This is a genomic window from Nonomuraea sp. NPDC049714 (assembly GCF_044465295.1).
Classification (GTDB): Bacteria; Actinomycetota; Actinomycetes; order Streptosporangiales; family Streptosporangiaceae; genus Nonomuraea.
This window is the reverse complement of sequence record NZ_JBITLM010000004.1, coordinates 83,069-109,736: the sequence shown is the minus strand read 5'-3', so window position 1 is coordinate 109,736 and position 26,668 is coordinate 83,069. Positions and strand designations below refer to the sequence as shown.

Annotated in this window: 24 protein-coding genes; 11 read left to right on the top strand and 13 right to left on the bottom strand. The window is 68.3% G+C overall.

Annotated features, from left to right (window positions below):
* Window positions 1-33: 33 nt before the first annotated feature.
* Complete coding sequence (gene msrA / locus ACIBQX_RS17840) at window positions 34-693, top strand: peptide-methionine (S)-S-oxide reductase MsrA (protein ID WP_397005667.1); 660 nt, start codon at window positions 34-36, stop codon at window positions 691-693.
* Window positions 694-1,191: 498 nt separating this feature from the next.
* Here msrA and ACIBQX_RS17835 read toward each other — a convergent pair whose 3' ends face one another.
* The 3 genes from ACIBQX_RS17835 to ACIBQX_RS17825 all read right to left on the bottom strand — a co-directional run bounded on the left by ACIBQX_RS17835 (window position 1,192) and on the right by ACIBQX_RS17825 (window position 4,284).
* The gene (locus ACIBQX_RS17835; RefSeq protein ID WP_397005665.1) at window positions 1,192-1,863 is read right to left on the bottom strand and encodes an SMI1/KNR4 family protein; all 672 of its coding nucleotides are present in this window, start codon (window positions 1,861-1,863) and stop codon (window positions 1,192-1,194) included.
* A gap of 753 nt (window positions 1,864-2,616) precedes the next feature.
* Complete coding sequence (locus tag ACIBQX_RS17830) at window positions 2,617-2,889, bottom strand: hypothetical protein (protein ID WP_397005663.1); 273 nt, start codon at window positions 2,887-2,889, stop codon at window positions 2,617-2,619.
* 159 nt (window positions 2,890-3,048) lie between these two features.
* Window positions 3,049-4,284 carry a helix-turn-helix domain-containing protein gene (locus ACIBQX_RS17825; protein ID WP_397005661.1) on the bottom strand — a complete coding sequence of 412 codons (1,236 nt, stop codon included), beginning with the start codon at window positions 4,282-4,284 and terminating at the stop codon, window positions 3,049-3,051.
* An 86-nt stretch (window positions 4,285-4,370) separates the two neighbouring features.
* Here ACIBQX_RS17825 and ACIBQX_RS17820 point away from each other — a divergent pair, with 86 nt between their 5' ends.
* On the top strand, window positions 4,371-4,931 hold the full coding sequence (locus ACIBQX_RS17820; protein ID WP_397005659.1) for a flavoprotein: 561 nt from the start codon (window positions 4,371-4,373) through the stop codon (window positions 4,929-4,931).
* A gap of 88 nt (window positions 4,932-5,019) precedes the next feature.
* Here ACIBQX_RS17820 and ACIBQX_RS17815 read toward each other — a convergent pair whose 3' ends face one another.
* The 4 genes from ACIBQX_RS17815 to ACIBQX_RS17800 all read right to left on the bottom strand — a co-directional run bounded on the left by ACIBQX_RS17815 (window position 5,020) and on the right by ACIBQX_RS17800 (window position 11,266).
* Window positions 5,020-6,405 (bottom strand): replication initiator, encoded by a 1,386-nt coding sequence (locus tag ACIBQX_RS17815; RefSeq protein ID WP_397005657.1) that lies wholly within the window; start codon window positions 6,403-6,405, stop codon window positions 5,020-5,022.
* Between the two features lie 663 nt (window positions 6,406-7,068).
* On the bottom strand, window positions 7,069-8,589 hold the full coding sequence (locus ACIBQX_RS17810) for a recombinase family protein (protein ID WP_397005655.1): 1,521 nt from the start codon (window positions 8,587-8,589) through the stop codon (window positions 7,069-7,071).
* A 182-nt stretch (window positions 8,590-8,771) separates the two neighbouring features.
* A complete protein-coding gene (locus ACIBQX_RS17805; RefSeq protein ID WP_397005653.1) occupies window positions 8,772-10,574 on the bottom strand; it encodes a sensor histidine kinase in 1,803 nt (600 codons plus the stop codon).
* Window positions 10,575-10,579: 5 nt separating this feature from the next.
* Complete coding sequence (locus ACIBQX_RS17800; protein ID WP_397005651.1) at window positions 10,580-11,266, bottom strand: response regulator transcription factor; 687 nt, start codon at window positions 11,264-11,266, stop codon at window positions 10,580-10,582.
* 364 nt (window positions 11,267-11,630) lie between these two features.
* Here ACIBQX_RS17800 and ACIBQX_RS17795 point away from each other — a divergent pair, with 364 nt between their 5' ends.
* A complete protein-coding gene (locus tag ACIBQX_RS17795; protein ID WP_397005650.1) occupies window positions 11,631-12,107 on the top strand; it encodes a L,D-transpeptidase in 477 nt (158 codons plus the stop codon).
* A gap of 30 nt (window positions 12,108-12,137) precedes the next feature.
* The gene (locus ACIBQX_RS17790; protein ID WP_397005649.1) at window positions 12,138-12,341 is read left to right on the top strand and encodes a hypothetical protein; all 204 of its coding nucleotides are present in this window, start codon (window positions 12,138-12,140) and stop codon (window positions 12,339-12,341) included.
* 135 nt (window positions 12,342-12,476) lie between these two features.
* Here ACIBQX_RS17790 and ACIBQX_RS17785 read toward each other — a convergent pair whose 3' ends face one another.
* From ACIBQX_RS17785 to ACIBQX_RS17770, 4 genes are all read right to left on the bottom strand, one after another.
* Window positions 12,477-13,892 carry an oxygenase MpaB family protein gene (locus ACIBQX_RS17785; RefSeq protein WP_397005647.1) on the bottom strand — a complete coding sequence of 472 codons (1,416 nt, stop codon included), beginning with the start codon at window positions 13,890-13,892 and terminating at the stop codon, window positions 12,477-12,479.
* Window positions 13,889-14,626: a polyprenyl diphosphate synthase gene (uppS, locus tag ACIBQX_RS17780; RefSeq protein WP_397005645.1), complete on the bottom strand. Its 738-nt coding sequence runs from the start codon at window positions 14,624-14,626 to the stop codon at window positions 13,889-13,891. The genes ACIBQX_RS17785 and uppS overlap by 4 nt, the downstream gene beginning before the upstream one ends.
* 193 nt (window positions 14,627-14,819) lie before the next feature.
* Entirely contained in the window at window positions 14,820-15,326 is a 507-nt protein-coding gene (locus ACIBQX_RS17775) for an SRPBCC family protein (RefSeq protein ID WP_397005643.1), read from the bottom strand.
* Window positions 15,323-15,685 carry a metalloregulator ArsR/SmtB family transcription factor gene (locus tag ACIBQX_RS17770; protein ID WP_397005641.1) on the bottom strand — a complete coding sequence of 121 codons (363 nt, stop codon included), beginning with the start codon at window positions 15,683-15,685 and terminating at the stop codon, window positions 15,323-15,325. Before ACIBQX_RS17770 ends, ACIBQX_RS17775 begins: the two co-directional genes overlap by 4 nt.
* Window positions 15,686-15,729: 44 nt before the next feature.
* Between ACIBQX_RS17770 and ACIBQX_RS17765 the strand changes: the two genes are divergently transcribed.
* The 5 genes from ACIBQX_RS17765 to ACIBQX_RS17745 all read left to right on the top strand — a co-directional run bounded on the left by ACIBQX_RS17765 (window position 15,730) and on the right by ACIBQX_RS17745 (window position 22,262).
* Window positions 15,730-16,059, top strand: a complete 330-nt coding sequence (locus ACIBQX_RS17765; protein ID WP_397005639.1) for an alpha/beta fold hydrolase — start codon at window positions 15,730-15,732, stop codon at window positions 16,057-16,059.
* A 332-nt stretch (window positions 16,060-16,391) separates the two neighbouring features.
* Entirely contained in the window at window positions 16,392-17,063 is a 672-nt protein-coding gene (locus tag ACIBQX_RS17760; RefSeq protein WP_397005637.1) for a hypothetical protein, read from the top strand.
* A gap of 125 nt (window positions 17,064-17,188) precedes the next feature.
* Entirely contained in the window at window positions 17,189-17,698 is a 510-nt protein-coding gene (locus tag ACIBQX_RS17755; RefSeq protein WP_397005635.1) for a hypothetical protein, read from the top strand.
* Between the two features lie 95 nt (window positions 17,699-17,793).
* Entirely contained in the window at window positions 17,794-22,035 is a 4,242-nt protein-coding gene (locus ACIBQX_RS17750; protein ID WP_397005633.1) for an HAD-IC family P-type ATPase, read from the top strand.
* Between the two features lie 101 nt (window positions 22,036-22,136).
* Window positions 22,137-22,262: a hypothetical protein gene (locus tag ACIBQX_RS17745; RefSeq protein WP_397005631.1), complete on the top strand. Its 126-nt coding sequence runs from the start codon at window positions 22,137-22,139 to the stop codon at window positions 22,260-22,262.
* A gap of 13 nt (window positions 22,263-22,275) precedes the next feature.
* Here the strand turns inward: ACIBQX_RS17745 and ACIBQX_RS17740 are convergent, their stop codons facing one another.
* Window positions 22,276-23,412, bottom strand: coding sequence for a hypothetical protein (locus ACIBQX_RS17740; protein ID WP_397005629.1), 1,137 nt, complete (start codon window positions 23,410-23,412; stop codon window positions 22,276-22,278).
* 76 nt (window positions 23,413-23,488) lie between these two features.
* On the opposite strand from ACIBQX_RS17740, the gene ACIBQX_RS17735 reads away from it, so the two are divergent.
* Both ACIBQX_RS17735 and ACIBQX_RS17730 read left to right on the top strand, forming a co-directional pair.
* The gene (locus ACIBQX_RS17735; RefSeq protein WP_397005627.1) at window positions 23,489-24,691 is read left to right on the top strand and encodes an MFS transporter; all 1,203 of its coding nucleotides are present in this window, start codon (window positions 23,489-23,491) and stop codon (window positions 24,689-24,691) included.
* 66 nt (window positions 24,692-24,757) lie between these two features.
* On the top strand, window positions 24,758-25,876 hold the full coding sequence (locus ACIBQX_RS17730) for a hypothetical protein (RefSeq protein ID WP_397005625.1): 1,119 nt from the start codon (window positions 24,758-24,760) through the stop codon (window positions 25,874-25,876).
* On the opposite strand, the gene ACIBQX_RS17725 is transcribed toward ACIBQX_RS17730, so the two are convergent.
* Window positions 25,873-26,640: a MerR family transcriptional regulator gene (locus ACIBQX_RS17725; protein WP_397005623.1), complete on the bottom strand. Its 768-nt coding sequence runs from the start codon at window positions 26,638-26,640 to the stop codon at window positions 25,873-25,875. The genes ACIBQX_RS17730 and ACIBQX_RS17725 overlap by 4 nt on opposite strands.
* Between the last annotated feature and the right edge of the window lie 28 nt (window positions 26,641-26,668).

The window sequence follows — 26,668 nt, the reverse complement described above, 5'->3', positions numbered from 1 at the left end:
CTGTAGAGTGGAAGAGCCTGTGGAGGTGGCGCGATGGGTTGGCTGTTCGGCAACAAGACATCGATGGTCAGTCGCGAGGACGCCCTGCCGGGGCGCGCCGAGACCATGCCCGTCCCGGCGCGACACGCCGTCCTCGACGCCCCTCTCGCCCCGCCCTACCCCGACGGTCTCGAGGTGGCGGACTTCGGGCTGGGGTGCTTCTGGGGCGCCGAGCGGAAGTTCTGGCAGACCCCCGGCGTGGTCACGACCGCCGCCGGCTACCAGGGCGGCTACACGCCCAACCCCACGTACGAGGAGGTGTGCAGCGGACGGACCGGGCACACCGAGGTGGTCCGGGTCGTCTTCGACCCCGCCGAGATCTCGTACGAGGAGCTGCTCAAGGTCTTCTGGGAGGCCCACGACCCTACCCAGGGGATGCGCCAGGGCAACGACGTGGGGACGCAGTACCGCTCCGCGATCTACCACCACTCGCCGGAGCAGCGGAAGGCGGCGGAGACGTCGCGAGACGCGTACGAGCAGGTGCTCAAGACGGCCGGATACGGAGAGATCACCACTGAGGTGGCTGCCGCGGGTCCGTTCTACTTCGCCGAGGATTACCACCAGCAGTACCTTCACCGCAACAAAAGCGGCTACTGCGGGATAGGAGGGACTGGGGTCGCTTGCCCGGTAGGCATCGCGCCTGCTGGTGAGTGAACCGAGCGGTCTTCAACGAGGTCTCGGTCCTCTGGGCCGAGCACCTCGGCCAGCCGTTCCCGGGTATGGGGGACGACGTTTTCTCGGACTTCGTGCTCGCTGATGCCTACATGGCGGGCATCGTGACCTCGTATGTCGGCTCTCAGCGTGGCGTTCTCACGGAGGAGCAACGTCGTATCTTGAGCTCATGCGCACGTGATCTTCGTTGGGTACTCAGGCGCGTCGGTGGTCTGGAGGCGCGAGCTTTCGTGGCCCGATCAGTGCGCATCACAGACCTGATCCTGGGCCGAGCAACACTGGAAGAGCGTCATAGGCAGTAACACCGGCGACAATCTTCTCTACAGGGTCGAGGGCAGTTCGCCTGCGGCGACCTGCCGCGCTTCGGGGCGGTCGCTGGCCGCGCTGCGGCTCTTCGGCCGGTCGCGGCCAGCGCCGCCCACGCGCATGACCACCGCCACGAAGGACCCGAGTCGGCGAAGCTCAACGACGAATGGGACATCAACTCGGGTATCGCATTCGCAGCTCGTCCATTGCGAGGTCCCAGAAGGACCTGTAGCGCCTAGCGCCAGCCAGCCATGGCGCGAGATACCAGGCTTCCCACTCACCTTCAGAGGTGTTGACGTGGGGATTGAGGAGAACGACTCCATCGTCCCAATACCCGGCCAGAAGGGTGTCGGCTACATACTCCCCTCTCATGTTGCCGGAGACTTGCTCGTGTCCGTAGACGAAGTAGAGCTCGTCGGGCACGCTCCATGAGTTCTCGGGCTTGGGTTCTGACCAGCTCTCGGCGATCGAGGGATCGACATCACGGAGCCAGCCGACTTCTTCGACACGCAGCAGGCAGCAGTCATCGTCGCTACCCCACCCGTTGGCGAACAGGAGAAACTGCCGGTAACTCGGCGGCAGCTCCACACCCAGCCCCTCTTCAAGCTTGCGGACCTCTGCTTCGGTAGCCGGGGGATACAGATCGCCGAGTGGACTGACCGCCGGGTGATCAGAACCTTCGGTCACTGGAGGCCTTGCAGGGAAGCGTTCAGACCATGCGTACTGGGCACTCATTGTGAAGTAGATATCCCGTTTCGAGTTGCTGCACGTGCAGCACAAAGCTAGGGCTGTCCCTCCCGATAACTCCAGGTGTGGGACATACGCGAGATGATCAAGGTATGGCATCTATCGATGCTTAGCATCCCCGCAGGTCACCCAGCACGCCGGACCACAGGAGCGCCGTTCTCCTAACGCGGGTGTCCTCCGTGAGAGCCCTGCTAGGGCCATGACGATCGCCACTTCGGTGCTGTCCATGCGGGCTGGGGCGATCGCTGCCGCGACCCTCCTTCGTCAGGTCTTGCCAACGGGCAGGGTGGTGCTGTTGACGGCAACATCGGCTTCCATGAGCATACGGCGGCAGCCGTGCACGACCTTCGGACCTCATGTTGGGGCAAGACGATCAGGGTGATCGCGCCGCCTGTAAAGCGGAAGGTCACGTTGTTACAGCAGCCAGGCGAATGCACTCGTCGCAGGTGTGGGCCAATGTGGGGGCGAACGGCATTGGCCAATCGCCGATCATCAATGGACGCACCGGTTCGCCGCACAATCCCCTGGCCTGTTTCGGCGGTACCGCGTGCCTGAGTCTTTCGAGACCGGTCGCACATACGCCCGTGCCGTAACTCGTAGCGGGTTCGGCCGGTGCGGGCATCGCGGGCTCTACGAGGAGGTCGTCCCAGTGGACGGGCCAGCGGCGGACGCCGTCGGGTAGTTCGGATGCTTGGCCGTCGAGTTCGACGAGGGCAACTGTGCCGTACTTCAGTACGGCTACGACCGTGCCGCATCTGCCGAGGAGCCACCTGGCGTAGGACCTGGTGCGGGCGTGGCTGTGCAGCAGGTCCACGATCTTGACTCGGCTGCCTACTCCTGGCTGCTCCTGGTTCACCGCGGGTCCTCAGCCGTCTTCGGCGACCCGTTCATGGCTGAGGCGACTGTCTCCGACTGGGGATGAGTCTCCTGCAGTTGGGCGTAGCGGCGGGCTATCCGGGTGGCGGCTCGATTCGGCTCCACCGCAGGATGCCAAGCGTAGACGGGCCTGCTGCGCCGGGCGTCCCAGCCGCTGCGCCACCAGAAGCGGTCGCCATAGCACCAGACCACGAGGCCGACCCACACGGACACCAACGCCAGCTCGTAGCCGTCGTGAACGTCGGCCACGATGCCATGGGGTATCAGGAAGTGTCGGAGGCGTTCGGCCGCATCAACGGCGTACGTCGATGACTGCGACGGACCTTCGCTTGCCCTGAACGGTCCTCTCGCCTGGGGACTTGTGGCGTCCATGCATCGAAGCGTGCACGCCCGTGAAGGTCATAAGTTTCACGACCTTGTGATACTCCGGGATCGTCCCAAGCCCATACGTGAGGCGACGCCGCGCAGGTTCTCGGGGATGCGCCGTTGAACGTCGAGGAGGCGTCCCACCGTTTCGCGGGCCATCGGGTGATAGCGGGTCCGCTGGGGGGCGATCGTCTCGGCGGTCAGGACGCAGCTCAGGGCCTTGTCACGCTTGCCCGCCCACAACCACGCGCGGGACAGGTCGATGTAGTGATGGCTGGCACGCTCGGCCGGGACGGTTGCGGCCAGGGTGAGAGTGGCGCCACGGCGGATGGCTTCGTCGGCGTCGCCCAGCTCCACCGCGACCGCGACGTCGTGAATGGCGACGTTGCTGGGGCCGAAGAAGAGTCCGTAGTCGTTGGTGTCGCGTTGCAGGCGCTTGGCCGTCTCGTCTGCCTCTTGCATGTACGCCCAGGCGGCGGACGAGCGGTTGCCGCGAGCGGCCAGGATCGCGGCTCGAAGCTGCACGGTGCCGTACACGCTGAGCGTGGTTCGGTTGCCTGTGCGGTGCACGTCTCCCAGTCGCCGGGAGGTTCGGTCGAGGAGCCGTAGGCCGCCGTCCCATGCGCCTGTCGCCATGAACGCCATGCTTCGCCGTACGTCTGAGACCGGCTTCAGCATCGGATCATCAGCGTGCTCGGCGGCCCATGTCATGCGCTGTACAGCGACGTGGAACAGGTCGAGATAGCCGAGCTTGTAGACCATGGAGTCGGCTGCGGAATACGCGTGGCTGAGAAGGCCGAAGGCTCTGGCGCGCTGAGGCCCGCTGAGCTCGTGGACGGAGTAGGTCAGCTCTTGGATCAGGCCGGGCAGCACGGTGCCAAGTTCCACGTACTGCGCGGCCTGCCGCAACTTGCCGATCCGGATGACCTCGGTCTCTAGATCCTCAAGGTTGCGTGCGGGAGTCTCCAGGTCTGGAGGGACGTCGCCGTACACCAGGGCTTGCCGAAGCTCGGAGACCGTGGCGTGGATGCGGTCGGTGCGGGCCGTACGGCCACGGTACGGCTGGCCGGTCAGCTCGGTCACGTCCACGTTGACCGCCCTGGCCACGGCTGCCACCAGGGACGGGGTAGCGGGTTTGTGTCCGCGTTCCACCTGGGCGATCAGGCTCTTGGAGCAGGGGACTCGCTGGGCCAGCTCGTTCTGTGTGAGGCCGCGCAGCTTCCGCACGTGCGCGATCCTCGCCCCGATCGGCTCGCCGTCCAACCCGATGTCATGCACAGGGGACTCCTCCGCTCGCGCGACGGGACATTCCCAGCGTAGCCAGGCCGCCCACGCTGGCCGGGTGATTGGACTTGAATGCCTTCATGAACGTGCCAGATCATCCGCAGCGCCCTGTGCTCTATGTCGTCGTCTGCGCCACCCCGCGGGCCCGTGTCATTGGCGAGCTTGTCGCGCTGGCCGCCGAACGGGGCTGGACTCCATGCGTGGTCGCCACGCCGGAGGCGATGAAGTTCGTGGACAGCGAGGCTCTCGGGGAGCTCACCGGCTACCCGGTGCGTCACAAATACAAGAATCCGGACGAGCCCGATGTGCTTCCGAGCCCTGACGCCATACTGGTCTGTCCTGCGTCCTTCAACACGATCAACAAGTGGGCTGCGGGGATCAGCGACACGCTGGCTCTGGGACTGATCACTGAGGCTATTGGCATGGGCATTCCGTTGGTCGCGGCTCCGGCGGTCAACAGTGCCCAGGCCGCCCATCCTGCGTTCGAGCGGAACATCAACGAGCTGCGGGGGGCGGGCGTGAAGGTGCTGTACGGCCCTGGCGTCTGGGAACCAGCCCCGCCGCGGAGTGGCGGAGCTCCGTTCGTCTGGGAGCTCGCGCTTGATGCGCTCGACGAGTTCCGCGCCCCGTCTGCCGGATAGCAGCCGTGGTGCCGCCGGCCCCAACCGCTGCGCGGCCCTTCGGGTGCTTCGCATTGGCGCCGGCCGCACCACTCCGCCCGGGCCAGGGTCAGGCGATCTGCTTGTCTCGCTCGCGTGCGATGCGGCGGGCTATTGCGATCTGTTGGCGGGCTAGTCTGGCCCAGAAGGGCTCTCCGTTGCGGAGACCGCTCCCGGCATAGCGCCACTCGGCGACCGTGACGGTTTCGGCCGGGGACGGCAGTCCGGAGAGCAGGCGTGCGTGCTCGGCGCGGTAGTCGGCCCGTGCCTGTCGTAGGTCTCCGAGCCTGATCGAGTAGTGGCGGGACTTGGTGGAGAAGTGGCCGCGGTAGCCGAGCATGTGGGCCCATTGCCGGAGACGCAGGCTCTTGTAGTCGGCAAGTTCCGCCAGGCTGAAGCACGTGTAGATCATGCGGCGGGCGTGCTCGGTCACCGTCAGCCGGGCGATCTCCCATGGTTGCCGGATGGGGCGGTCCACGGTTCCGGCTGACTCGGCGCCCTTGGTGGCGTACTTGGCCACGTACGCGGCCACGCGCTGATCACTGACACCGTCCAGTTCGGTCGCGACGTAGATCGGCCGGACGTCGAGTTGATCGCCCCAGCGGACGGACTCCTGCGTCAGGTCGAGGTGGACGCGACCGGCGGTCTGGCGGATGGCTCGTTCGAGCAGCTCGACCGTGCATCGGTCTGAGGGAGGGGCGGTAGGGCCGTCCGGTCCGTCGAGGCGGATCACGGCGTGGAAGTGGACCAGGCCGCGCGCCTGGTACTCGGCGACCTTGGCGTACGACAGCCGGACCATCCTGCGCAGCTCGCCGCGGGAGATGCCGAGCAGACGAGCAAGCACGGACGGCATGGCCTTGGTGAACTCTCGCCACAGCGCGCCCGCGTGAGCGTTCCACAGCACAGCTCCGATGTAGTCATAGCAGTCCACGCACAGCGGTTGCCCGACCTGGGGGTCATCGCGGTCATGCCGCCGCCCGCACCCCTCGGGCCGCCCGTGTGGGCAGACGGGATGGTCGCGGCGAGGACGGCATGGCCGCGTCTTGCCTGTTTGCTCGCGGTGAGCGTGGACCGCGCCGAAGGACGGGGCGGTGAAGGTGGCGAACACCCGCGGATGCCCGCTGACCTCCTCGGGGACGCCCTTGCCGCCGCGCAGCCCGGAGATGATCATGTGGTAGGCGTCGTCCTTGTAGACCGCCGAGCAGGCTGGACACCGTGACGCACGTCGGTTGCCGCAGGCTGTGAGCAGGTACCCGGTCGGCTCGTCGGCGGTGCGGTACACGTCCAGGACCTCGCCCGTCCGGCTGTCCAGGGTGAGCCTTTCGCCGTGCAACCGGACGGGCTGAGCGCATCCGCCGGTGGCGTACACCATGCGTTGCCAGCGGGCGAAGTCCGGCATGGCCGCGCGTTCCATCGCGGCCACTATGTCGGCGGAGAAGGTAGGGGACACGGTCACGCGGCCTCCTTGCCTGACGCGTCGTCGGGCAGGGAGGCGGGGGCAACGCAGACACCGAGGACCGTGGCAATGCGCTGCCATTTCTCCTCGGACCAGCGAGGAGATCGAGTGGCTTGTTGCCTGCCCCACTCCTGGGCAGACAGGGGGGTTTCAGGGTTCAGGTGGCCTCCTTCCCTCGTGGATGGAGCCACCGCCGCACCTGACGTCCACGACGAAGCGCACGCCGTCAGGGCAGCCCGAAGACAGCCGTTGGCGGGTGGAGCGCAGCAGCGAGAAAGATCAGTAATGGAGTGCGGCGAGGATGTGAATGGCGCGCTCTGTGTGGACACCTACCGCCGGGCCGGGGCCCTCCGACGGATCATCGGTGGTCGAGAAGTGGTGTGCCCGGGCTCGTGTATGCGCCTGAGGTGATTCGCCGAGATGCTCGCTGTGTCGTGCTGTGGGTGGGTCGGTAGCATCTTGCGTAGATCGGTTGTACCACTAGGTGGACGCGTTCACGCAGGCCAAAGTTCCTGCCGGATCGCGTCTGAAGACGTCCGTTGACGTCCGGCTGCATACCGCTGCGTCCCGTGACGTCCGGCTGCCTACGGCTGCATACGTGTGAAAGCAAGAGAGTTGTGACCCCCGAGTAAGGGCCCACCTCCCCAAGACGTCCAGGACGTCTCAGCCCTGGCGCCAGATCGGCTCAAGCAGATCCGGATTGAACGGCTTCCGCCCCTTGCCGCTGGGATAGATGATCACGGCGTGGAGGGCTTCACGGATGTAGGTCCGCTTCACAGACAAAGGCAGGCCGCCCTCTGCCTCAGGCAAGTACCACCGCCGCCGGATCTCTGCCACATCTGTGTTCGAGCGGCTTCGCTGGCGCTGGAGCGATGCGGTGAAGCTCTGGGCTTCGTTGCGAAGCCGGGAGATTCGTTTTTCCAGTTCGGCAGCGCTGGAGAAAAAGAGATCGTTGCTGATGTTCCCGGCTGTCCACTGGGTTCGGAGTGTGTCCAAGCGGCTCTTCGCGTCCTCGTACTCGGACTGCTTGGGCCAGGCGCTTGGCTCAGCTGAGGTGGCGAGCTGCACCTCTTCAAGCTTCGCCAGCACCGCCTCCGAGATGTACAGGTCCACCATGTCGCCGCGCCGACCCACGCCACCGCACCCTCCGGCTGATCTACCGGGACAGATGTAGATGTGCTGGACGCAGTCCTTGCTGTGAGTAACCCGGAGGGAGGTGTTGCAGAGCGATCCGTCCGCCTTGGGACGGCCGCAGCGCAGGATGCCGGTCAGCAGGTAGTTGGGCTCTCGGAAGTCCTGCGCCAGGATGTGACCGACGCGTCCGTCTGGATAGATGAAGTGGCCCTTGCGTGCGTCGAAGATGTTCCGCACGGCCATCCACTGCGCGGGGGTGACGATCGGCTCCCATTGACCTACAACGGGGTCTCCGTTGCCGTCCCTGACGAGTTCGCGGTTGATCTCACGCCATCCGCAGATGCGCGGGTTCGAGACCGTGATCTTGAGCGAGGCGGACGTCCACTCGTTGCCCAGCGACGTCTTCACGCCATCCTTCTGCCACTGCATCGTGATCGAGTGGAGGGACCGTCCGGCGATCAGATCGAGGACCGCTTGCCGTACCAGGGGAGCCTCTTGGGGGTCGAGCGTCAGACGGTCAGGCTTCCATCCGAAGGGGCGCGTCCCGCCCACAGGCATGCCCTGCTCTGCGCGCGTCCTGTGGGAGCGGCGCATGCGGCGCTGCATCTTGCGGACCTCCATCTTGGAGATCACCGCGCCGAAGAGCCCCATGCTCTCGGCGTCCTCGTTGTAGAGGTCCTTCGCGCCGCGGGCATCGGCGAAGACTCGACCGTCCTGATAGGTGATCGCTTCGGCGAAGCGCTCGTAGTCGCCGGGCCGCCGGGCAAGCCGGTCTTCGGCCACGATCACGACGCCTTGCACCGCCGTGCCATCGGGCAGTTCTCCCGAGCGAAGCGCCTTCAGCATGGATTCGAAGTCGTCGCGGACCACGTCGGCTTTGGCCGCTGACTTGTCGTTGTCCGTGTACTCGTGGACGACCGTCCAGCCAAGGCGGGCCGCGGTCTCGCGGTTGAGCTTGTGCTGATCCTCAACTCCGTGTTGGTCCCGCCTGGTGTCGGCGGAGATGCGAGCGTAGGAGACGACGGGGATAGCCGAGCCGAGCTGAGCCATGGGGGACCTCCGCCAGAATTATTGCGTCAGTCGAAGGTCTATCACCAGCAGTACCTTTTCAAGGAGCCGAACGGCTACTGCGGCATCGGCGGCACCGGGGTCTCCTGCCCGATCGGGCTGACGTCCGGCGACGCGTAGGCATACGCAGCGGCCGATCCTCGCTCAAGCGAGGATCGGCTTTTTTACGGCTTGGGGGCGAGTTGCGACGGTAGGCGCAGGGTGAACGTCGTGCGGATGCCGGAGACGCTGGTGGCCGTGGCTGTGCCGCCGTGTGCCTCGGCCAGGTTGCGGACTATGGCGAGCCCGAGCCCGCTGCCGCCGGTCCGCCGGTTGCGGGACTTCTCCGCCCGCCAGAACCGGTCGAAAATGTGGGGGAGGTGGTCGGCGCGGATTCCGATGCCCGTGTCGGTCACCTCGATGACGACCTGGTCACCATCCTGGTATGCGCCCAGCGTGATGTGCCCGCCGCGCGGGGTGTAGCGCAGGGAGTTGGTGACCAGGTTGCCGATGGCTTGGCGGAGTCGTACCGGATCCGCGGTCAGCGAGGGGGCGTCGGTGATCACGGTGGTCAGCGTGAGGCCCGCGGCTTCGGCCCGGCCTCGGTGCGCGGTGGTCACCTGGTCGAGCAGGTCGCCGAGGTGAACGGGTTCGACATGCAGACGGAGCTTGCCCACGTCGGCGAGGGCGAGCTCCTGAAGGTCGTCGACGATGTGCTGCAACAGCAGGGTCTCCTCCACCAGCGAGGCGATCAGCGCCGGGTCCAACTCGGCGACGCCGTCCTGGGCCGCCTCCAGCCAGCCCCTCAGGTTGCTCAGCGGGGTGCGCAACTCGTGGGAGACGTCGCTGACCATCGCCTTGCGCTGTTTCTCCATGCGCTGAAGGTGTTCGGACATCTCGTTGAACGCCGTGGCGAGCTCGCTGATCTCGCTGCTGGTCCTCAGCGTGACGCGGGCGGAGCTGTCCCCGTCACGCATGCGCCGCGCGGCGTGGGTGAGCGCGTTGACGGGCCTGACCAGGCGTCTGGCCGCCATGACACTCACGCCCACGGTCAGGACGAGCACGAGGAGGGCGGCACCGGCGATCGAGGGCAGCGGGATGCGCGGGGCGGTGGTTTCGGTGGGGGAGCCGATGTACAGGTACGCCGCGGGGGCGACGTAAGGATCGAGTTGCTCCTTGCGGGCGGTGATGATGCAGGAGGAGATCGTCTGATCGAGTTCGGCGGCCGGCGACGCCGGCTGCTTCTTCTTCGAAACCCAGGTGAAGTCGAGGCCGACCGAGCCCCGTTCTGTGCTCTTGCCCTTGAGACACCTGCTGACCAGGAGGTTGAGCTGGCGCAACGCGGTCTTCTCGGTGCGGGTCGGCGCGTTCAAGGTGGTGGCGTCGCAGACGACCATCTCCGTGGGGACCGGGCTCGTCATCGGGCTCGGCACCGGGCTCGGCTCCTGAACGGCACCCCTGCCGGTCGTCGTCACGAGCGGCCTGCCGGTGTTCGAGACGGTCGTCTCCACGGCCTGCCCGGTACGGCGGGCGCAGGCGGCGTAGGAGTTGGCGGCCTTCGTCAGCCGGGTGCGATCACGGGCGGGCAGCAGGAAAGGACCCACCGCGCGTGGATCGATTCGATCATTGGCCGCCCCCGGCACCAGGGTCACGTCCACGGCCAGCGGGTCGACGACGGCCGACACCCTGGCGGGCAGCGGAGTCCCGGCGGTCGCCGAATCCGCGATGAGGGTGCCGTTCTCGGTGGTCACCGCGATGCGGCGGTTGTTTCGGGTGGCGAGTTCGCGCACCGTGGCGGCGACGTCCGACCAGTCCGGATGGCGAGAGGCGTAACCGAGCAGGCTGTTGTTGATCTGGGCGTCGCTGGCCAGTGTCTGGCCCTGTTCGCGCTGGATGGCGCCGGAGGTGCTGCTGGCGGCCAGCCACGCCGTGGCCGTGATCGAGCAGAGCGCCACGACAGCGGAGCTCGTGAGCAATCTGACGAACATCGACCTCATGCGCGGGTCAGTTTGTAGCCGACGCCGTACACGGTCAGCAGCCGGACCGGTCGGCGCGGATCAGGCTCGATCTTCTTGCGCAGGTTCATCACGTGCACGTCGACGGTGCGTTCGGTGATGAACCGGTCGAAGCCGTGGATGCGCTCCAGCAACTGCTTCCTGGTGAACACCCGCTCGGGTTCGGCGGCCAGCGTCTCGATGATCCGGAACTCCGCGAGCGTGCACTCCACCGGGGTGTTCGCCGCGGTGACGGTGTGCCTGACCGGGTCCACGACGAGATCGCCCGCCTGGAACTGCCGCCGATCGGCGTCCTGGGCCTTGCGGGTGCGGCGCAGCAGCGTCCGCACGCGGGCCATCAGCTCACGCGGGCTGTACGGCTTGGCCACATAGTCGTCAGCACCGAGGTCGAGCCCCAGCAGCAGGTCGTCCTCGGTGGACCTGGCGGTCAGCATCAGGATCGGCAGGAGGGATTCGGCACGCAGCACCCGGCACACGTCCAACCCGTCGACCTTCGGCATCATCACGTCGAGCACCACGAGGTCAGGATCCACCCGCCGTGCCTCGTCGATCGCGGAACGCCCGTCGTGCACGACGAGGACCTCATGGCCCTCACGCTCCAGATAACGCCTGAGCAGTTCGGCCTGCTTGGGATCGTCCTCGGCGACCAGCACGTACGCGCACATGAGCTGAGGCTATGCCGCATGCCGGGGGTGCATATGGGATCCGCATGACAACCAAACAGGTTTCACACATTCTGTCGCCAGGCTGCCGCGGGTGAGAACCAACCTGCCACGTACGGCCGCTGCGGCGATGCTCGCCTTCCTGGTGACCGGCTGCGTGAGTAGCGCGAGTAGCGCGAGCAGCCCGAGCAGTGCGAGCCGCCCGAGCAGCTCGAGCAGTGCTGTACGGGCCGAGCCGGCGAGCGGCGTCAGAGCGAAGATCGCGAGGGTCAAGGGATCTCGGATCACGGTCTACCGGAACAAGGAGGGGGCGGCTCAGAGGACGGTCACAAGCCCCAACGGCTACGGCGCCACACGTGTCTTCCTGGTGGAACGCGATGAAGGTGCGTGGCTCCAGGTGCTGCTGCCGATCCGGCCGAACGGCAGCAAGGGTTGGATCAAGGCCGCCGACGTAACGCTCGCGGAGACCTCCTACCGGGTGGAGATCGATCGCGAGGCGTTCACCTTCAAGGTCTACGACGGTGACCGGGCCGTGCGGACGGGCAAGGTCGCGACGGGCGAAGCGGGGACGCCGACACCTCCGGGACGCTACTTCTTCACCGAGTTGGTGAAGCCCGCCGACGAGGGCGGGGCCTATGGTGCCTACGCCTTCGGGCTGAGCGGCTTCTCGCCGGTGCTGAAGAGCTTCGCCGGCGGCCCGGGCCAACTGGCGATCCACGGGACGAACAAGCCCTCCGCCATTGGCAGGCGGGTCAGCCACGGCTGCGTCCGGATCAGCAACGACGACATCACCTGGATGGCGAAGAACCTGGCGATCGGCACTCCGGTCGTCGTCAAGGGCTGAAGCCCGACTCGAATGAACAGGGGAACCCATATGAAGATCAAAGCAACGCTCATCGGCATCATCGCGGCGCTGGCCCTGACCGCGGGCTTCGTGGGCCTCTCGGGCACGGCCTCGGCCGATCCCAAGGAGCCAACCGTCGCGCCCTCCCCGGTGCCGTCCGAACTCCAGCCCACGGCCAAGCCGTCGGCGGGCCCCGAGGAGCCCGCCGTTGGCAACCCTGCCTACACCGGCTGATCACAGTACGTCGCCTCCCCTGCCCGCGGTCGCGTCAGCGACAAGAGCTGGCGCACCCGGATCATCCGATGATGTTCCGAGATAAGGCGTGTATCGCGGATACTGCGCGGGGCCGGAGTATCCGCGCTCGACCGCCTACGACAGGAGGGAGTCGTAGGCGGTCGATCGCTGTTGGCCGGACATGAAGGACAGGAACTGCCTGACGAAAGCGCTGCGTGAGTAGGTGCCGGCGCTGCCGGTCAGGTCACGGTGGAAGGCCGTGCGGAACAACTTCTGGTATTCCTGTGCGTCGATCAGCTGGTCGTCGTCGACATCGGTGACGTCGAACAGCACTCCGGCGATCTTGATCAGCCCGGAGCTGGGCAGCGAGGGAGCTGACGCGGCGTACTCCTGGCGGGTGACACGTCCGTCGCCGTCGGCGTCGAGATTGGTCTGCAACTCCCGCCACCAGGCGGCGTAGGCGTTGTACAGCCGCTCCTCGTTCTGTTCGTCCAGGTCGAGCCGGGTGGCGATCTCTCTTGCCATGGCCGCCAGGTCAGGCCAGGCGAGATGGCCGTCGCCGGTCTGGTCCAGGACCTCGGCGAAGAACCGGTCAGCCGAGAGCGAGGTCTGGCCGACCTCGTCGGGAGCCGGGGTGATGAGCCGGAGCATGGCCGCGGCCTGGCCCGCTTTGCGCCATATGCTCTCCCACGGTCCAGCACCACCGGAGTGGTCGGGATCCAGCAGGCGCATGAACGAGCCGGCGTTCATCCAGCTGTCCGGCAGCAGGCGGGTGGACAATCCGATGGTCAGGTAGGCCCCGTGCATGAGCGTCCGCGCCCCTGGGAGGTCAGGCAGGGCGAAACGCCGGCAGAGGTTCTCCGGAAGCGACGCGATGGTGATCGCGGCGGCCGCCGGGCCCGCCACGGCCCGGCCCACGGCCCACACCGCGGGATGGCCGCGCAGCAGGGGTGGCGCGGGCACGTTGGCGAAGAGCCGATAGAGGATGACGCGCACCGCCTCGGTGCTCTCCAGGCGATGGTGGATCATGTGATCGTAGTAGGGCCAGAACTCCTGCAACGTCGCGGGCAGCCGGTCGCTGTCGCCTTCGAGCAGGGCCAGAATCGTACGGAACTCGGTGTAGAGCTGTTCCATCGCGGGCCCGTCGAGTGCCTCGCCGGTCAGCCGGTACATCGTCACCGCCGATTCGAACAGGGTCGCCACCACCCAGGCGCGTGCTTCGGCGTCCATCGCGTCGTAGTGGCGGCCTTGGGGGTCGGTGCCCGAGATGCGGGCGTGCAGGCGGTTGAGGCGAGCCGTCTCGCGGCTGCGAACGTGCTGGTCCGGGTCGAGTATGCGTTGCGTGCTCACCAGGGTGTTGCGCAGCCGCCGCCACGGGTGTGTCACGAACGTCGAGTTTCCGATCAACGCCGCGCCGATCTGCGGATGCGCGGCTTCCAGCACCGTGGCACGGGTCACCGCGAGGGCCCACCGTGGCTCGTTGACGAGGCTGCGCAAGATCGAGTCCGGCCCGAAGACGTCGGCGGTCTCCTCTGCGGTGGTGCGGGTCATCGAGGCTCATCTCCCGTGATGGTGGTTGACCGGCGGACGTCGCCGAACCGGCGCTGGCGCCATCGGTAGGCGTCAAGGCATTCCCAGAGGTGGGTCGCACGGAAGTCGGGCCATAACACCTGGGGGAAGACCCATTCCGCGTAAGCCACTTGCCAGAGCATGAAGTTGGAGATTCGTTGCTCTCCGGAGGTGCGGATGACCAGGTCCACATCCGGTGTGTCCGGGTAGGGGAGGTGCCGGGCGAAGGTGGCCTCGGTGATCTGCTCGGCGGGGACGGCGGCACGGATCAGCGAACGAGTGGCTTCCACGATGTCGCGGCGTCCCCCGTGATCGAAGGCGACCGTGAGCGTCATTTGCCGGTTTTCGCTGGTCAGCGCCATCAGATCGGTGATGTCCTGGACCAGGGGTGGCGGGATCCGCGGATCGGACATGCCCAGGAACCTGCACCGGACGCCCCGCGCGTACAACGCCGGCGCATGCTTGCGGATGGCCCGGCGCACGAGCCTCATCAGGATGTCGATCTCACCCGCCGGCCTCCGCCAGTTCTCGGTGGAGAAGGCGTACAGGCTCAACCACGTGATGCCGGCCGAGTGTGCCGCATCGATGATGTCGATGACGGAGGCCTCTGCCGCCTCGTGGCCTGCGGTGCGCGGTAGCGATCGCTGCGCGGCCCACCGCCCGTTCCCATCCATCACGCAAGCCACGTGACGCGGCAGTCCGCTGACGATTCTCATAGCTGAGTGTAACTATATCAATACTCAAAGTATTGTCGAGCGTGCTGCGTCAAGGGGACGGCGGGATGGCGCCTTGGGCAGGACCTTGCCGGCCGCGCACGCGTGGCGCCAAGGGCGCCGGAGTGAGCCGCCCCGGTCGGCTGACCTCCGAAACCTTCGGGACTGCTCGGAGGTCCCTCGTGTCTGCCTGGTCCTACGCCAGGTCAGTCCCGGACTGGTCGTCGAAGTACGGCTTCATCGCGGGGTAGTAGTCGTCGAAGTCCGGCATGGGGGAGCCCTCGCGTGCGGCCACGAGCATGTCCAGGTAGTACTCCCAGCCGGGGCCGACCTCGCCGATACCGTCCTCGGTGGTCAGGTGGTGCACGAATCGCAGCTCCGTCGAGCCGTCCGATTCGGACAGCAGCAGCTCCACCCGCCAGGACCCGGACTCGTCGGTCATCGACAGGGCCAGCCGCAGTGGGGGGTCGCATGCGTCGATGCGCAGGTCGCACCACGGCGTCTGCTCCTCGAACGCCAGCTGCACCTTGACCGTCCGGCCGGGCGCGGCGTCGCCCTCCCAGGGGCCGAACCAACGGGCCGTGCGTTCGGGTTCGGTGAGGCTGGCCCACACGTCCTCGGCGGACGCGCGGAAGCTGCGGGTGAGAACGAGGTCTGCTCCGGTGCCGGTACGGAACAGCCGGCCGGTGGGCATGGGACTCATGCGGTGTTCTCCTTTTCCTGGCCGGTCATGCCGTGGTCACGGCGTTCGCGGCGGGTCCGGTAGATCTCTGTCTCCAGGGCGTCGAAGTGGTGCTCCCACCCGGAGGGACGGTTGAGGAGGGCGATCCATTCGGTGAGTTCGGTGAGCCGCTCGGCGTGGAGCACGTAGAACCGCTGCCTGCCCACCAGCTCGACCTGGACCAGCTCGCTGTCCCTGAGGACGCGAAGGTGGCGGCTCACGGCGGGCCGGGTGATCGTGAAGCGTTCGGCGATCTCTCCGGCGGAGAGCCGCTGGTCGCGCAGCATCATCAGGATCGCCCGCCGCACAGGATCCGCGATCGCCCCCGCCACCTTGTCCACGCCGGAAGCGTAACCTATTGGTTACGCGTTAAGCAATCCCTTAGGTGCTGCGGGTGAGCTTCGTGGACAGCACTGTCGTCCACCGCTTCGATCAGCGTGGATGCGGCCGATCCGACCCCTCTGACGACCAACGCATGGACCGCTTGGTCGCTGACTTCGACAACCTGCGCCGACACTGGGGATACGACCGGTGGATCGTCATCGGCCACGCCTTCGGTGCCACGTTTGCGCTTGCCTATGCCTGGACCCATGGCACGACTCGCCCAGCTTGGCGCGCTGCCGCAGCGCTCCGATGTAGCGGAACGGGAGTTCCGCGCCCTGGCGTGGTTCACCGACCACGCCGATCACACGCGGGCATGGGAGTGGGCCGTTGAGGACGCCGCTGCTCCGTACCCGATCAACTGGACCGCCAACCGCCGTCTGGTAGCGGAGACGGATTCATGGTCGGACGACGGCGTGCGCCGCCGGTGCCTTCGCGCTTCGGGAGGTTCTGCCGGACCGCACCAGCGCGCTGCTTCTGCCGGAAAGCCGTGAATAGCGTCCTGAAGTGAAGTGCTGCCACCAACGGTATTTGTTCGATTAGTCGAACGGGTTGGTGGCATCTTCGCCGCAAAGGGTCTCGGTTTCCGGATCATATCCATCGTTGTTCTTCGTGGGTACGTAACGTATGTTGCGGCTGTGTGCCGTCGATAGTCAGGGAGAAGTCGTGTCCGAACTCGTGGCGCCCCAGCTTGTCGTCAACAGTCGGATGATCTACTTCGGCTGGGTTCCGGCCGACCCTGAAGCCGTCGCGGCCCTGGTGCCTGATGGTCTGAAGCCCATGGCCAACCGCCAGGTCTTCATGAACCAGTACGTCGTCGACCGGCCTGAGCAGACCTCGGGGTTCGGCGCGTACTCGCTCACCTACATCGGGCCGGACCTGGAGGACGCCTACGCTCCCGACGGTGTGACCCCCGGCCGCTGGTGGACGCACTACTTCAACTCCAGTGTGGTGGTCCGCGAGTACGCGGCCGCCCGGGGTGCGCCCGCGACCGCGGGCCGTACCACGATCGAGGTCAGTGGCGGGGAGTTGGTCGCGACGACGGAGTCGGACGGGGTGCCGGTGATCCGCACGACCGCGCGGGTCGGTGACACCGGTACGGCGGTCAACCGTGGCCAGTTGCGCTACATCACGGAGGTCGGCGGGCAGAGGCTCAGTGGGATCTATCCGTTCGTGGCGGAACCGGTCGACCCGTTCGAGATCGTGTCACTGGAGTTTCTGGAGCCGAGCCACCCCGTCCATGCACTCCGCCCCGCCGAGCCGCTGCAGATCGTGTGGGGCTTCTACTCGCCCCGGTCATCCTTTGCCTATCCCGGCGGGGAATCGGTAATGGTCTGACGCCCGTCGCCGGGTAAAAGTAAAACTTTCTCCGGCCAGGGAAAATTATCAAATGTGACCCATCCGGAATAAGGTGCTGGATCTGTGGATAGGAGGACATGAAGTTCCTGTCCAGAGGAGAGGTCATGACCGCTACCCAGCAGCAGGGCCGTGACGAGGCCACGTCTAACGGGAAAGAGCCCAAGCGGATCGACATGCCGATGCTCGGCATCGAGGTCCGCCGGCGCCAGGTCGAGATGCCCCACGTGTCGATGCCGCATGTCCCGATGCCGCACATCAGCAAGCAGGAAGTCGGACACTACGTCGACGTCGCCCGGACGATTCTCCCGCCACCCGAACGCGTCGCCTACTACGGAGCGCTCGGCGCGATGGCGGTCTTCGGGGCCATCGAGTGGCCGGTCGCCGCCGCCATCGGCGTGGGCATGGCCATCACGCAGCGAGGGCGGCAGGGGCAGGCCAAGCCTGACGGGGAGGGCGAGACCGCACAGGCACAGCAGCGGGCCCAGACCCAGGCCCAGAAGCAGGCCCAGGCCCAGAAGCAGGCCCAGAAGCCGAAGAAGCGCGACGCGCCCGACGTACAGCGGGCGGTGGCCGAGGCTGTGAGCAAGCGCAAGAGCACCCCGCAGAGCAAGTGAGCAGCGACATCGCCATAGACGGGAGAACATGAGGACGTATGGCGCTGTTGGGCATGTTCTCCACTGACGCGCTGCTTGACATGCTTCCGCAACCGGTGCGGAGCGTCCTCCCGCGTTCCCGCCGGGTACGGCCATGCCCAGGGGGCGTACGGATCGAGCTGAGGAGCATCGGCGGGCCCGGCACCGAGGGGCCCGCTCGCGTTCTGGAAGAGCGGCTGCGCGCGGCCGGCGCGCCGCGCGCGGAGGTGAACGGGGCGCTCGGCAGCGTGTTCGCAGGCTGCGACGAGACGACGGACGTCGCCAAGCTCGTGGCCATCGTGGAGGAGTGCGACGCCGACGACGGGCCGCCCGGCCCGGCTCGCGTCCTCGACGGCGTGGAGCAGCAGGCAAGGGCCGCGATGAGCCTCGGTCTGCACCTCGCCGGCGCCGGGCTGGCCGCGACCGGCCGGCTGGTCCGCCTGCCCGCGCTGCCTGCCGCCGTGCCCAGTTTCGTCGCGCTGGCCGAACACACCCCGCGGGTGCGTACGGAGCTGGAGCAGCGCATCGGCAAACCCGCCGTGGACGCGGTGCTGATGACGTCCAGGATCGTCTCGCAGACGCTGAGCATGCGGCCCGCGTCGCTCCTGATCGACTCCGTCGCCGCGGCCGCACGCTACATCGAGGCCCGCGCCGGGCGGCAGGCGTGGGCGCGGCGCGAGGAGGAGTTCGCGGCAGCGCCGGGGGCGTACCGGCACATCGCCGCATCGGCGGCGGCGCGGCCGGCCCCGCTGCCACGTGGGCCCGTGGAGCGGTACGCCGACGCGGCCGGCGCCGCGTCGCTGGCCGCGCACGGAGTGACCTCGATCATCAGCCGGAGCCACCGGCGCGGGCTGTCCGTGCTGATCAGCGGCACCCCCAAGGCGGCGAGCCTCGGCAGGGACGCTTTCACCAGTGCCGTCGGGCGTGGTCTGGCCGGGCGCGGCACGATGGTGCTCGACCATGAGGCCCTGCGCCGCATGGACCGTATCGACACTGTCGTCCTGGACGCCGCCGTGCTCACCACGGGCGCGTGGACGATCGACGGCGTGCTGCCGCTCGCCCCCGACGTGGATGTGGACGACCTGCATGCCCGGCTGTACACGCTGCTCGACCTCACCGACCCCGGCGCTGAGCGCGACCGCGACGGGTTCCGCGCGCGACCGCACACGGAGATGCCCGAGCAGTGGGGGGAGCATGGCGTACGCGCGGTCGAGGTGGCACGGGACGGCACCCCGATCGCCCTGGTCGGCCTAATCCGCGAGTTGCATCCTGCCGCCGAGGCCCTGGTCACGGCCGCGAAGGGGACGTGCGAGGTGGTCCTGGCCGGTGGGGAGCCCGGCCTCGCCCGGCGGCTGGGCGTGGAACGTTCCATCGACGGCGGGGACAGGCTCGCCGCGTCGGTGCGGGGTCTGCAGTCCGAGGGGTGTGGTGTGGCGGTGGTGTCGCGGCGCGGGCGGGGTGGGCTGCGCCAGGCCGACCTGGGGATCGGCCTGCTCGACGGTGTGCGGCGGGTCCCGTGGGACGCCGATGTGATCGCCGAGCTTGACGGCGTGCACCTGCTCCTCCGCTACCTGGCCTCGGCCAGGAAGGCGAGCGCGCGAGCGGTGTACGTGGCCGCCGCCGGCTCGGTCGCCGGCGTCGGGCTGGCGCTCCTCGGCCCGGCCACGACCGCGATCGCGCGCGCGAACCTGGTGCGCGACTGCACCTCGCTGGCCTCCTTCGGGGCCGGGCAGTGGACGGCCAGGGGCGTCGGGCGGGAGGCCCCGCCGATCCGCGCCGACCACACGCCCTGGCACGCCATGGCGGCCCGCGACGTCGTGGAACGGCTCCGCACGTCGCCCCACGGGCTGACCGAGGCGGAGGCCGAACGCCGCAGAACCGTCCGCCCGGCGGCCAAGGAGCCGCAGTCCCTGGTCGGTGCGTCGGTGGAGGAGCTCGTCAACCCGATGACCCCCCTCCTGGCCACGGGGGCGGGCCTGTCGGCCGCGTTCGGCTCGGTGCTCGACGCGCTGCTGATCGGCGGCGTGGCCGTGACGGGTGCGCTGCTCGGCGGTGCTCAGCGGCGGGGCGCCGACCACGCGCTGCACCGTCTCACCGAGAGAACCGCCGTCCGGGTACGGCTCCGCCGCCCCTCCGGCCTCGTGCCGGGCGACGCCGACGGCCTGGTGCCCGGGGACGTGATCGAGCTCAGGGCCGGCGACGCCGTACCGGCCGACGGGAGGTTGATCAAGGCGGCCGGGCTGGAGATGGACGAGGCCCCCCTCACCGGCGAGTCCCAGCTCGTCGGCAAGACCGCCGCGCCGACCGCGGCGCCCGCCATCGCGGATCGGGCGTCGATGGTCTATGCGGGGACGACCGTCGCGGCAGGGCACGGGCTGGCCGTGGTCGTGGCCACGGGCGAGGCGACCGTGGCGGGCAGGACCGCCAGGCTGAGCCAGGAACAGCCGCCGCCGAGCGGGGTGGAGCTGCGGCTGCGCGCCCTGGGCCGCAAGATCCTGCCGGCCGCGCTGGGCTCCGGCGTGGTTCTGCTGCTGGTCGAGCTGATCCGCGGCGCGCCGCCGGCCCAGGCGCTCGCCCCGGCGGTGAGCATGATGGTGGCGGCGGTGCCGGAAGGGCTACCGTTCGTCGCCACCGTGGCCGAGCTCGCCTCGGCCAAGCGCCTGTCCACCCGCAACACGCTGGTACGCAATCCGGCCACGATCGAGGCACTGGGTCGGGTGGACGTGCTCTGCTTCGACAAGACGGGAACCCTCACGGAGGGTCACATCAGCCTGCGCATGGTCTCGGACGGCCGGGTCGAGCAGACCGTGGAGGAGGCCACACCCGAGCTGAGGGCCATCGTGGGCGCGGCGCTGCGCGCCGGACCCAGGTTCGACGGCGGGCGGGCCATTCCGCACCCCACGGACCGCGCGGTCGTGGCAGGCGCCGAGGGGCTCGGCATCACCCCGGAGGACGGGCTCCGAACGTGGCAGCGCGTGGACGAGCTGCCCTTCGAGCCGGCTCGCGGCTACCACGCCGTACTGGGCCGGTCGGAGTCGGGACAGCTGCTGAGCGTGAAGGGCGCGCCCGAGATCGTGATCTCCCGGTCCACCAGCATGGTGGTGGACGGAAAGATCGTCCCGCTGGACGAGCGCATCAGGCGGGAGCTGGAGCAGGGGATGGAACGGCTGGCACTGCAGGGCTACCGTGTGCTCGCCGTCGCCGAGCGGCCCGCTTCCAGCCGCGCCGACCTTGACGAGTCGCGCATCGAGAACCTGCGCTTCCTCGGGTTCCTCGGCATGGCCGACCCGGTGCGCCCGACGGCCAAGCGCAGCGTGGAGCAACTCACGCGGGCCGGCGTACGGGTCGTCATGCTCACCGGCGATCACCCCAGCACGGCGGAGGCCATCGCGGCGGAGATCGGGGCGCTGAACGGGCTGCGCGTGATGACCGGCCCCGAACTCGAGGCGCTCGACGACGACGCCCTGACGGAGGCGCTGACCGAGGTGGCGGTGTTCGCCCGGGTCACGCCCGAGCACAAGGCGCGGATCGTCACCAGCTTCCGCGAGGCGGGCAAGGTCGTGGCCGTCACCGGCGACGGCGCCAATGACGTGCCCGCGATCCGGCTCGCCGACGTGGGCATCGCCCTCGGAACGAACGCCGCCCCCGCCACCAGGGCCGCCGCCGACATCGTCATGGCAGACGACCGCATCGAGACGATCATCGACGCGATCATCGAGGGCCGGGGCATGTGGGCCTCCGTACGCGACGCGCTGGGCATCCTGCTCGGCGGCAATATCGGAGAGATCGCCTTCACGCTCGGATCCAGCCTCCTGACCGGCCGGAGTGCGCTGAACACCCGCCAGCTCCTGCTGGTCAACCTGCTCACCGACATGCTGCCCGCCATGGCGGTGGCCAGCCGGCCGCCCAGCGCGTCCAGTCCCGAGCGCCTGCTGTCCGAGGGGCCGGAGGCCTCGCTTGGCGTCGCCCTGACGCGGGACATCTACCTGCGCGCCGTCGTCACGGCGGCCGCCGCCACCGCGGCGTGGTCGCTGGCCCGGGTGAGCGGCACACGGGGGCGGGCGGATACGGTCGGTCTCATCGGCCTGGTGTCGGCGCAGTTGCTGCAGACGCTGGCACTGGGCAGCCGTGACCGGATGGTGGTGTTCGCCGTGGTGTCGTCGCTGGCCGCGCTGGGCGTGATCATCTCGGTGCCGGGGCTCAGCCGGCTCTTCGGCTGCCGCCCGACCGGCCCCCTCGGCTGGAGCATCGGCCTGGGCTGCGCTGCGGCCGCGACCGTGGTGGGCGCCATGGTCGATCGGCGACTCATCAGGGAATAGTCACCGACAGTTCACCGAACTGATAGCTCTATCGGTACCGCTTTGACACCTTTGTGGCGAATTATGCTCGTAAATGCCACCATGACCCGTTAGGTAGAGAGTTGTCTGAGTTCTTCGCCTCCCTGCTCGCAAAGGCCGCTTTCATGCTGCTCGAAGCGCTGATCATGCGCTTCATCCAGAGCTTCGCCGCCTCCCTCTTCCGTCCTGCGGGGGTGCGGCTCGCCTAGGTGACTCCAGGGCTCAGCGGGTCGCCGTTCCCCCGGTGTAGCGGCGGGGGAGGATCATGAGCGGGTTGTCGTCGAGGATCACGTCGGGTGGGCCGTAGCGGGCGGCGACCTCCCGGATCTCCGGGGTGTCGAGGAGCAGCAGGCGGCCGTCCTCGACGAACGGTTCGCCGTCGACGTGGATGGTGGGCCGGTCGATCTGGCAGTCGCAGTGCGCGAAGCCGGGGCTGGTGGTGATCGGGGCGCCGTCGCTCAGCGCGTCGAGGCCGCAGTAGAAGGCTCCGGCGTGCTTCTCGCGCTCGAACTGGGTGCCGCCGGCGAGCCGGGTCTTGGGGTTGAGGCCGATCAGGGCGTGCCGGAGGTAGTAGCCGTCGGGTGAGGCGCGGCGGAGGTGCTCGGCGGCGATCCCGCCCTCGATCTTCCGCACCAGGTTCTCCTCAAGAGTGATGCGCAGAGGCTGTTCCGGCACGCCCGTGAAGGTGGAGTCCTCGATGACGAGGAGGCCTTCGGTGGCGGTCGGATGGAAGTTGGCGCCGCCGTACGGGAAGGGCTGCCAGTCGCCGGGGCCCAGGGGGCCCTCGTCGAGGGTGAAGGTGAAGCGCGACAGGGTCAGGTCGGTGCCCAGGGCGGAGGTCACGCGAATGCTCTGGGCCGTGTTGAGCCTGGTCAGGGCCCGATGCTTGATGGCGTAGTAGACCTCGTTGGGGAAGCGGGCGCCGGTGAGCATGGCGCCGGCCGTCGCCGCCATGTGCAGCGAGGCGAAGCGCAGGGGCAGGGCTCTGATCTGGTCGAAGAAGAGGGGTGCCGTGTGCACCTCGCCCCACCAGGTGGCGCTGATCACGACGTCGGCCTCCCGTACGGCGGCCGTCTCGATCTGGTGGGTCACGTCCGTGTCCCACCCCCCTGGGCTGAACGGCGCCACGGACAGCACATGCACGTCGGCGTCGCGGTAGGCCGCCGCCGCGGCGATGGCCTGTACGACGACGGGGTCGGCCGTGTGCTCGACCAGCAGCAGCACCCGCTCGCCGGCCGCCACCTGGGCGTGGTGCATCAGGTTGCGCGCGCCGGGCATCAACTCGACGATCGAGTACGGGGTCGCGCCCGGCATGGAGGCGTAGCTGAAGGGTGCGGCGGCGTAAGGATTGACGGTCATCGGGCTTCCATCCGTTGCGAATACGTTCCTCTGCGTAATAGTACAATTACGGCGAGTAACTATTGTGGGAGCGCGCATGGATGCCCAGCTGAGCCTGGCCAGGACGAACCTGGCCCTGGCCACGTTGTTCTTCGGGGTGTTCGTGCTGGGCTGCGCCGAAATGCTCGTGGTCGGCGTGCTGAACCTGATCGCCACGGATCTCCGGGTCTCCGTCGCCGCGGCCGGCACGCTGGTGACCGCCTACGCGCTGGGGATGGCGATCGGCGGGCCGATCCTGACCGCGCTGACGATCAGGCTGGACAAGCGGGCCGTGCTGGTGGGCACGCTCATCCTGTTCGCCCTGGCCAACCTGGTCCTGCTGCTGGTCCCGGACCTTGGGCTGTTCGTCGCCGCGCGTGTCCTGGCCGGCGCGGTGCAGGGGCTGTTCATCGCCGTCGGGTTCGTGACGGGCATGGCGCTGGTCCCACCGGAGCGCGCGGGCCGGGCGATCTCCGTGATCATCTCCGGGATCTCGGTGTCGGCCGCGCTGGGCGTACCGCTGGGCACGCTGGTCGGGCAGACGGTGGGGTGGCGCGGCTCGTTCACCGGGATCATCCTGCTCAGCGTGGTCGCGTTGATCGCCACGGTGGCGCTGGTGCCGTCCGTGCCGCGCACCACCGGCGGCGTCGCGGGCCAGGCCAGATACGCCTTCGCCCCACGCGTGCTCGCCGTGCTGGCATTGAACTTCCTGGTCTTCGCGGCGGTCTACTCGGCGCTGACCTACATCGTGCCGTTCCTGGAGGGTGTCACGGGCATCTCCGGTGCGCTGATCAGCGTGTTCCTGCTCGCCTACGGCCTGGCCAACGCGATTGGCGCGTTCGGCGGCGGCCGGTTCGCCGACCGGAACGCCGCCCGTACCCTCATCGTGGCGACGGTCGGCACCGCGGCCTGTCTGCTGGCGCTCCACCTCGTCGGCGCGGTCGCGCTGCTCGTCGCGCTGGTGATGTCGGCCTTGGGGTTGTTCGTCGGCGGCACGGTGCCCTCGCTGCAGGTCCGCGTGGTGATCCTGGCCGGTCCGGGTGGCGCGCTGGCGTCCGCGCTGCCCGGTTCCGCGATCAACGTGGGCATCGCGGCCGGCTCGGTCGCCGGTGGCGTGGCGATCAGCGGCTCCGGCGCGTCGGCCCCGTTGATCACCGGTCTGCTCATCGCCCTGATCACCATCCCGGTCGCCTGGGCCACCGGCTTCCTCAAGCCGCCGGCGGTCCAGGCAGCGGCGGAGCTCACTCCTGACGCCGTATGAAACCGGGGTTTGCGCGTTCGTGAAAGATCTCCGTATCGTTAGGCGTCGCCGATGATCGGAGTCTCGATGCCTGAGCTGCCGCCCCCCGTTGACCAGTTTGACGATTGGGCTACGGAGCCGAGAATCCCCCAACACTGGCCGGGACTCGGCAGTGATCGTCGGTCGGACGGTTTCGAGATCGACCGCAGGGGCGTGAAAGCCGTTGGCGGCAAGCTGGCCGGTCTGGCCTTCGGCGTCATCCCGTACGCCAACCTTGGCGTCGGCCCTGCGAGGGCCATGGACGTCGCCTGGGCACTGCCTCGCGATCTCGGTCCCCTGCTCTCTGCCGCCGACGATGCGGTGAGCAAGGTCTGGAAGGACCTGCACGCGGAGGTCGGTATGGCCGGACTCCTGCTCGAACGCGCGTCCACCAGGTACGACCTCGCGGATGATCCCCGGTTCGGCGACATCCCTATCGCCCGGCTCGACGAGCGAATGAACGAGATATCGTCGTTTCCTCTGCACAGCCGAGCTTTCGATGGTCCGAGCGACCTCTACCCGAACGGCAGTGTGTCGCTACATCTCCCCGAAGCGGTCTATTACGGCGTCGACAACATGACCGCCGATCAGGCGAGGCGGGACATGAACAGCATCGTCGGCGGTGCTCCTGCGTGGTACTACGACGAGATGGCCGGCGCCCTGGCCGAACTGGCGAAGTCGCTGGAGAGCCGGGCGCGGGACCTGCGCGACGCCCCATGGTCCGGCGAGGCCGCCGACAAGGCGCAGACCGCGCTGCGGCAGATCTACGGGAACGCGACGGCCCTGGCCGCCGTCGCCGGCAACATGTATACCGTGTCCGCAAGGTTCGCCGAGATCATCGACTGGACCCGCGCGAACTTCGAGACGGTGGTGGATCCGGACCGTGGCGCATTCAATGAGTTCTGGGGCTTCGACGGCACGGCGGACACCCGGGCCCGGAGCTTCCTCGCACGGGCCAACGACGAGTTCCTCGACGTCTACCGCATGATGCCCAAGCGCATCGAGGAGAATCTGCCGGGCCTGCTCGTGACCGACGAGAACCTCACCGAGCTCCGCAAACAGGTCCCCTATGTGGAGATCACGCCCCGGTGGCAGACGGAGGGGGGTTGGCTGGAGAAGCAGTCGACCGTCCGGGCCTACGAGAAGGCCGAGAAGGCGTACGGCTAGAGGGCTGCGGCCGAGCTGAACGTACGGCCCTGAAGGCGTCCGGGCCGGTCCTGGGCGCCCTCGTGAGCGACGGGCACCTCCAGGGCGATGGCGTGGGCGCCGTCGGCGTCGACGAGGTGCTCCTCCACAGTGGGGCCGTCGACGGTCAGCCGGTGGCGGCTCAGCCAGCCGAACAGATCCTGTCCGGCGCGGACGATCCCCACCGAGGGCGGGACGATGGCCCGTACGACGTTTCGGGCTTGCAGTGTGAGCTGCTCGCCGGCGCGCTCGGTGGTCACCGCGGCGGCGAATCGGCCCGTCGGCGGGCCGTACAGCCAGGTCAGCAGTGTGGTCGGTGGCGTCGCGCAGAGGCCGGCCAGCTCGGCGGCGTGCGCCACGCGCAGGTGGCGGACGCGCAGGTGGCGCGGGCCCACGGTGGCCTGCTGCGGCAGGATCGACATCGGCGTGGCGAGGTGGTCCTGGGCGTGCGCGGCGGTCGCGGCCAGCGTGGCGATGTCGCGTTCGAGGCCGGCCACGACCTCGGCCAGCGCCTGCCGTACCTGGGTCTCGGGAGCGTCCAGTAAGTCGGCGATCTGACGCAGCGGCAGGCCGAGGCGTTGCAGGCCGCGGATGCGCTCAAGCCTGGACAGTTCGGTCACTCCGTACCATCGGTAGCCGTTTTCCCCGTCGATCGCGGCGGGAACGAGCAGGCCGATCTTGTCGTAGTGGCGCAGCGTACGTTCGGACACGCCCACCATGCGCGCCAGCTGCCCGATCCGCCACATGACATCCCCTCGTGTTGACCTTGCCGCC

Coding starts and splice junctions, on each gene's coding strand:
- msrA (WP_397005667.1), top strand. CDS start 34: ATGGGTTGGCTGTTCGGCAACAAGACATCGATGGTCAGTCGCGAGGAC.
- ACIBQX_RS17835 (WP_397005665.1), bottom strand. CDS start 1,863: ATGCCATACCTTGATCATCTCGCGTATGTCCCACACCTGGAGTTATCG.
- ACIBQX_RS17820 (WP_397005659.1), top strand. CDS start 4,371: ATGAACGTGCCAGATCATCCGCAGCGCCCTGTGCTCTATGTCGTCGTC.
- ACIBQX_RS17810 (WP_397005655.1), bottom strand. CDS start 8,589: ATGGCTCAGCTCGGCTCGGCTATCCCCGTCGTCTCCTACGCTCGCATC.
- ACIBQX_RS17805 (WP_397005653.1), bottom strand. CDS start 10,574: ATGTTCGTCAGATTGCTCACGAGCTCCGCTGTCGTGGCGCTCTGCTCG.
- ACIBQX_RS17800 (WP_397005651.1), bottom strand. CDS start 11,266: ATGTGCGCGTACGTGCTGGTCGCCGAGGACGATCCCAAGCAGGCCGAA.
- ACIBQX_RS17790 (WP_397005649.1), top strand. CDS start 12,138: ATGAAGATCAAAGCAACGCTCATCGGCATCATCGCGGCGCTGGCCCTG.
- ACIBQX_RS17785 (WP_397005647.1), bottom strand. CDS start 13,892: ATGACCCGCACCACCGCAGAGGAGACCGCCGACGTCTTCGGGCCGGAC.
- uppS (WP_397005645.1), bottom strand. CDS start 14,626: ATGAGAATCGTCAGCGGACTGCCGCGTCACGTGGCTTGCGTGATGGAT.
- ACIBQX_RS17775 (WP_397005643.1), bottom strand. CDS start 15,326: ATGAGTCCCATGCCCACCGGCCGGCTGTTCCGTACCGGCACCGGAGCA.
- ACIBQX_RS17755 (WP_397005635.1), top strand. CDS start 17,189: ATGACCGCTACCCAGCAGCAGGGCCGTGACGAGGCCACGTCTAACGGG.
- ACIBQX_RS17740 (WP_397005629.1), bottom strand. CDS start 23,412: ATGACCGTCAATCCTTACGCCGCCGCACCCTTCAGCTACGCCTCCATG.
- ACIBQX_RS17735 (WP_397005627.1), top strand. CDS start 23,489: ATGGATGCCCAGCTGAGCCTGGCCAGGACGAACCTGGCCCTGGCCACG.
- ACIBQX_RS17730 (WP_397005625.1), top strand. CDS start 24,758: ATGCCTGAGCTGCCGCCCCCCGTTGACCAGTTTGACGATTGGGCTACG.
- ACIBQX_RS17725 (WP_397005623.1), bottom strand. CDS start 26,640: ATGTGGCGGATCGGGCAGCTGGCGCGCATGGTGGGCGTGTCCGAACGT.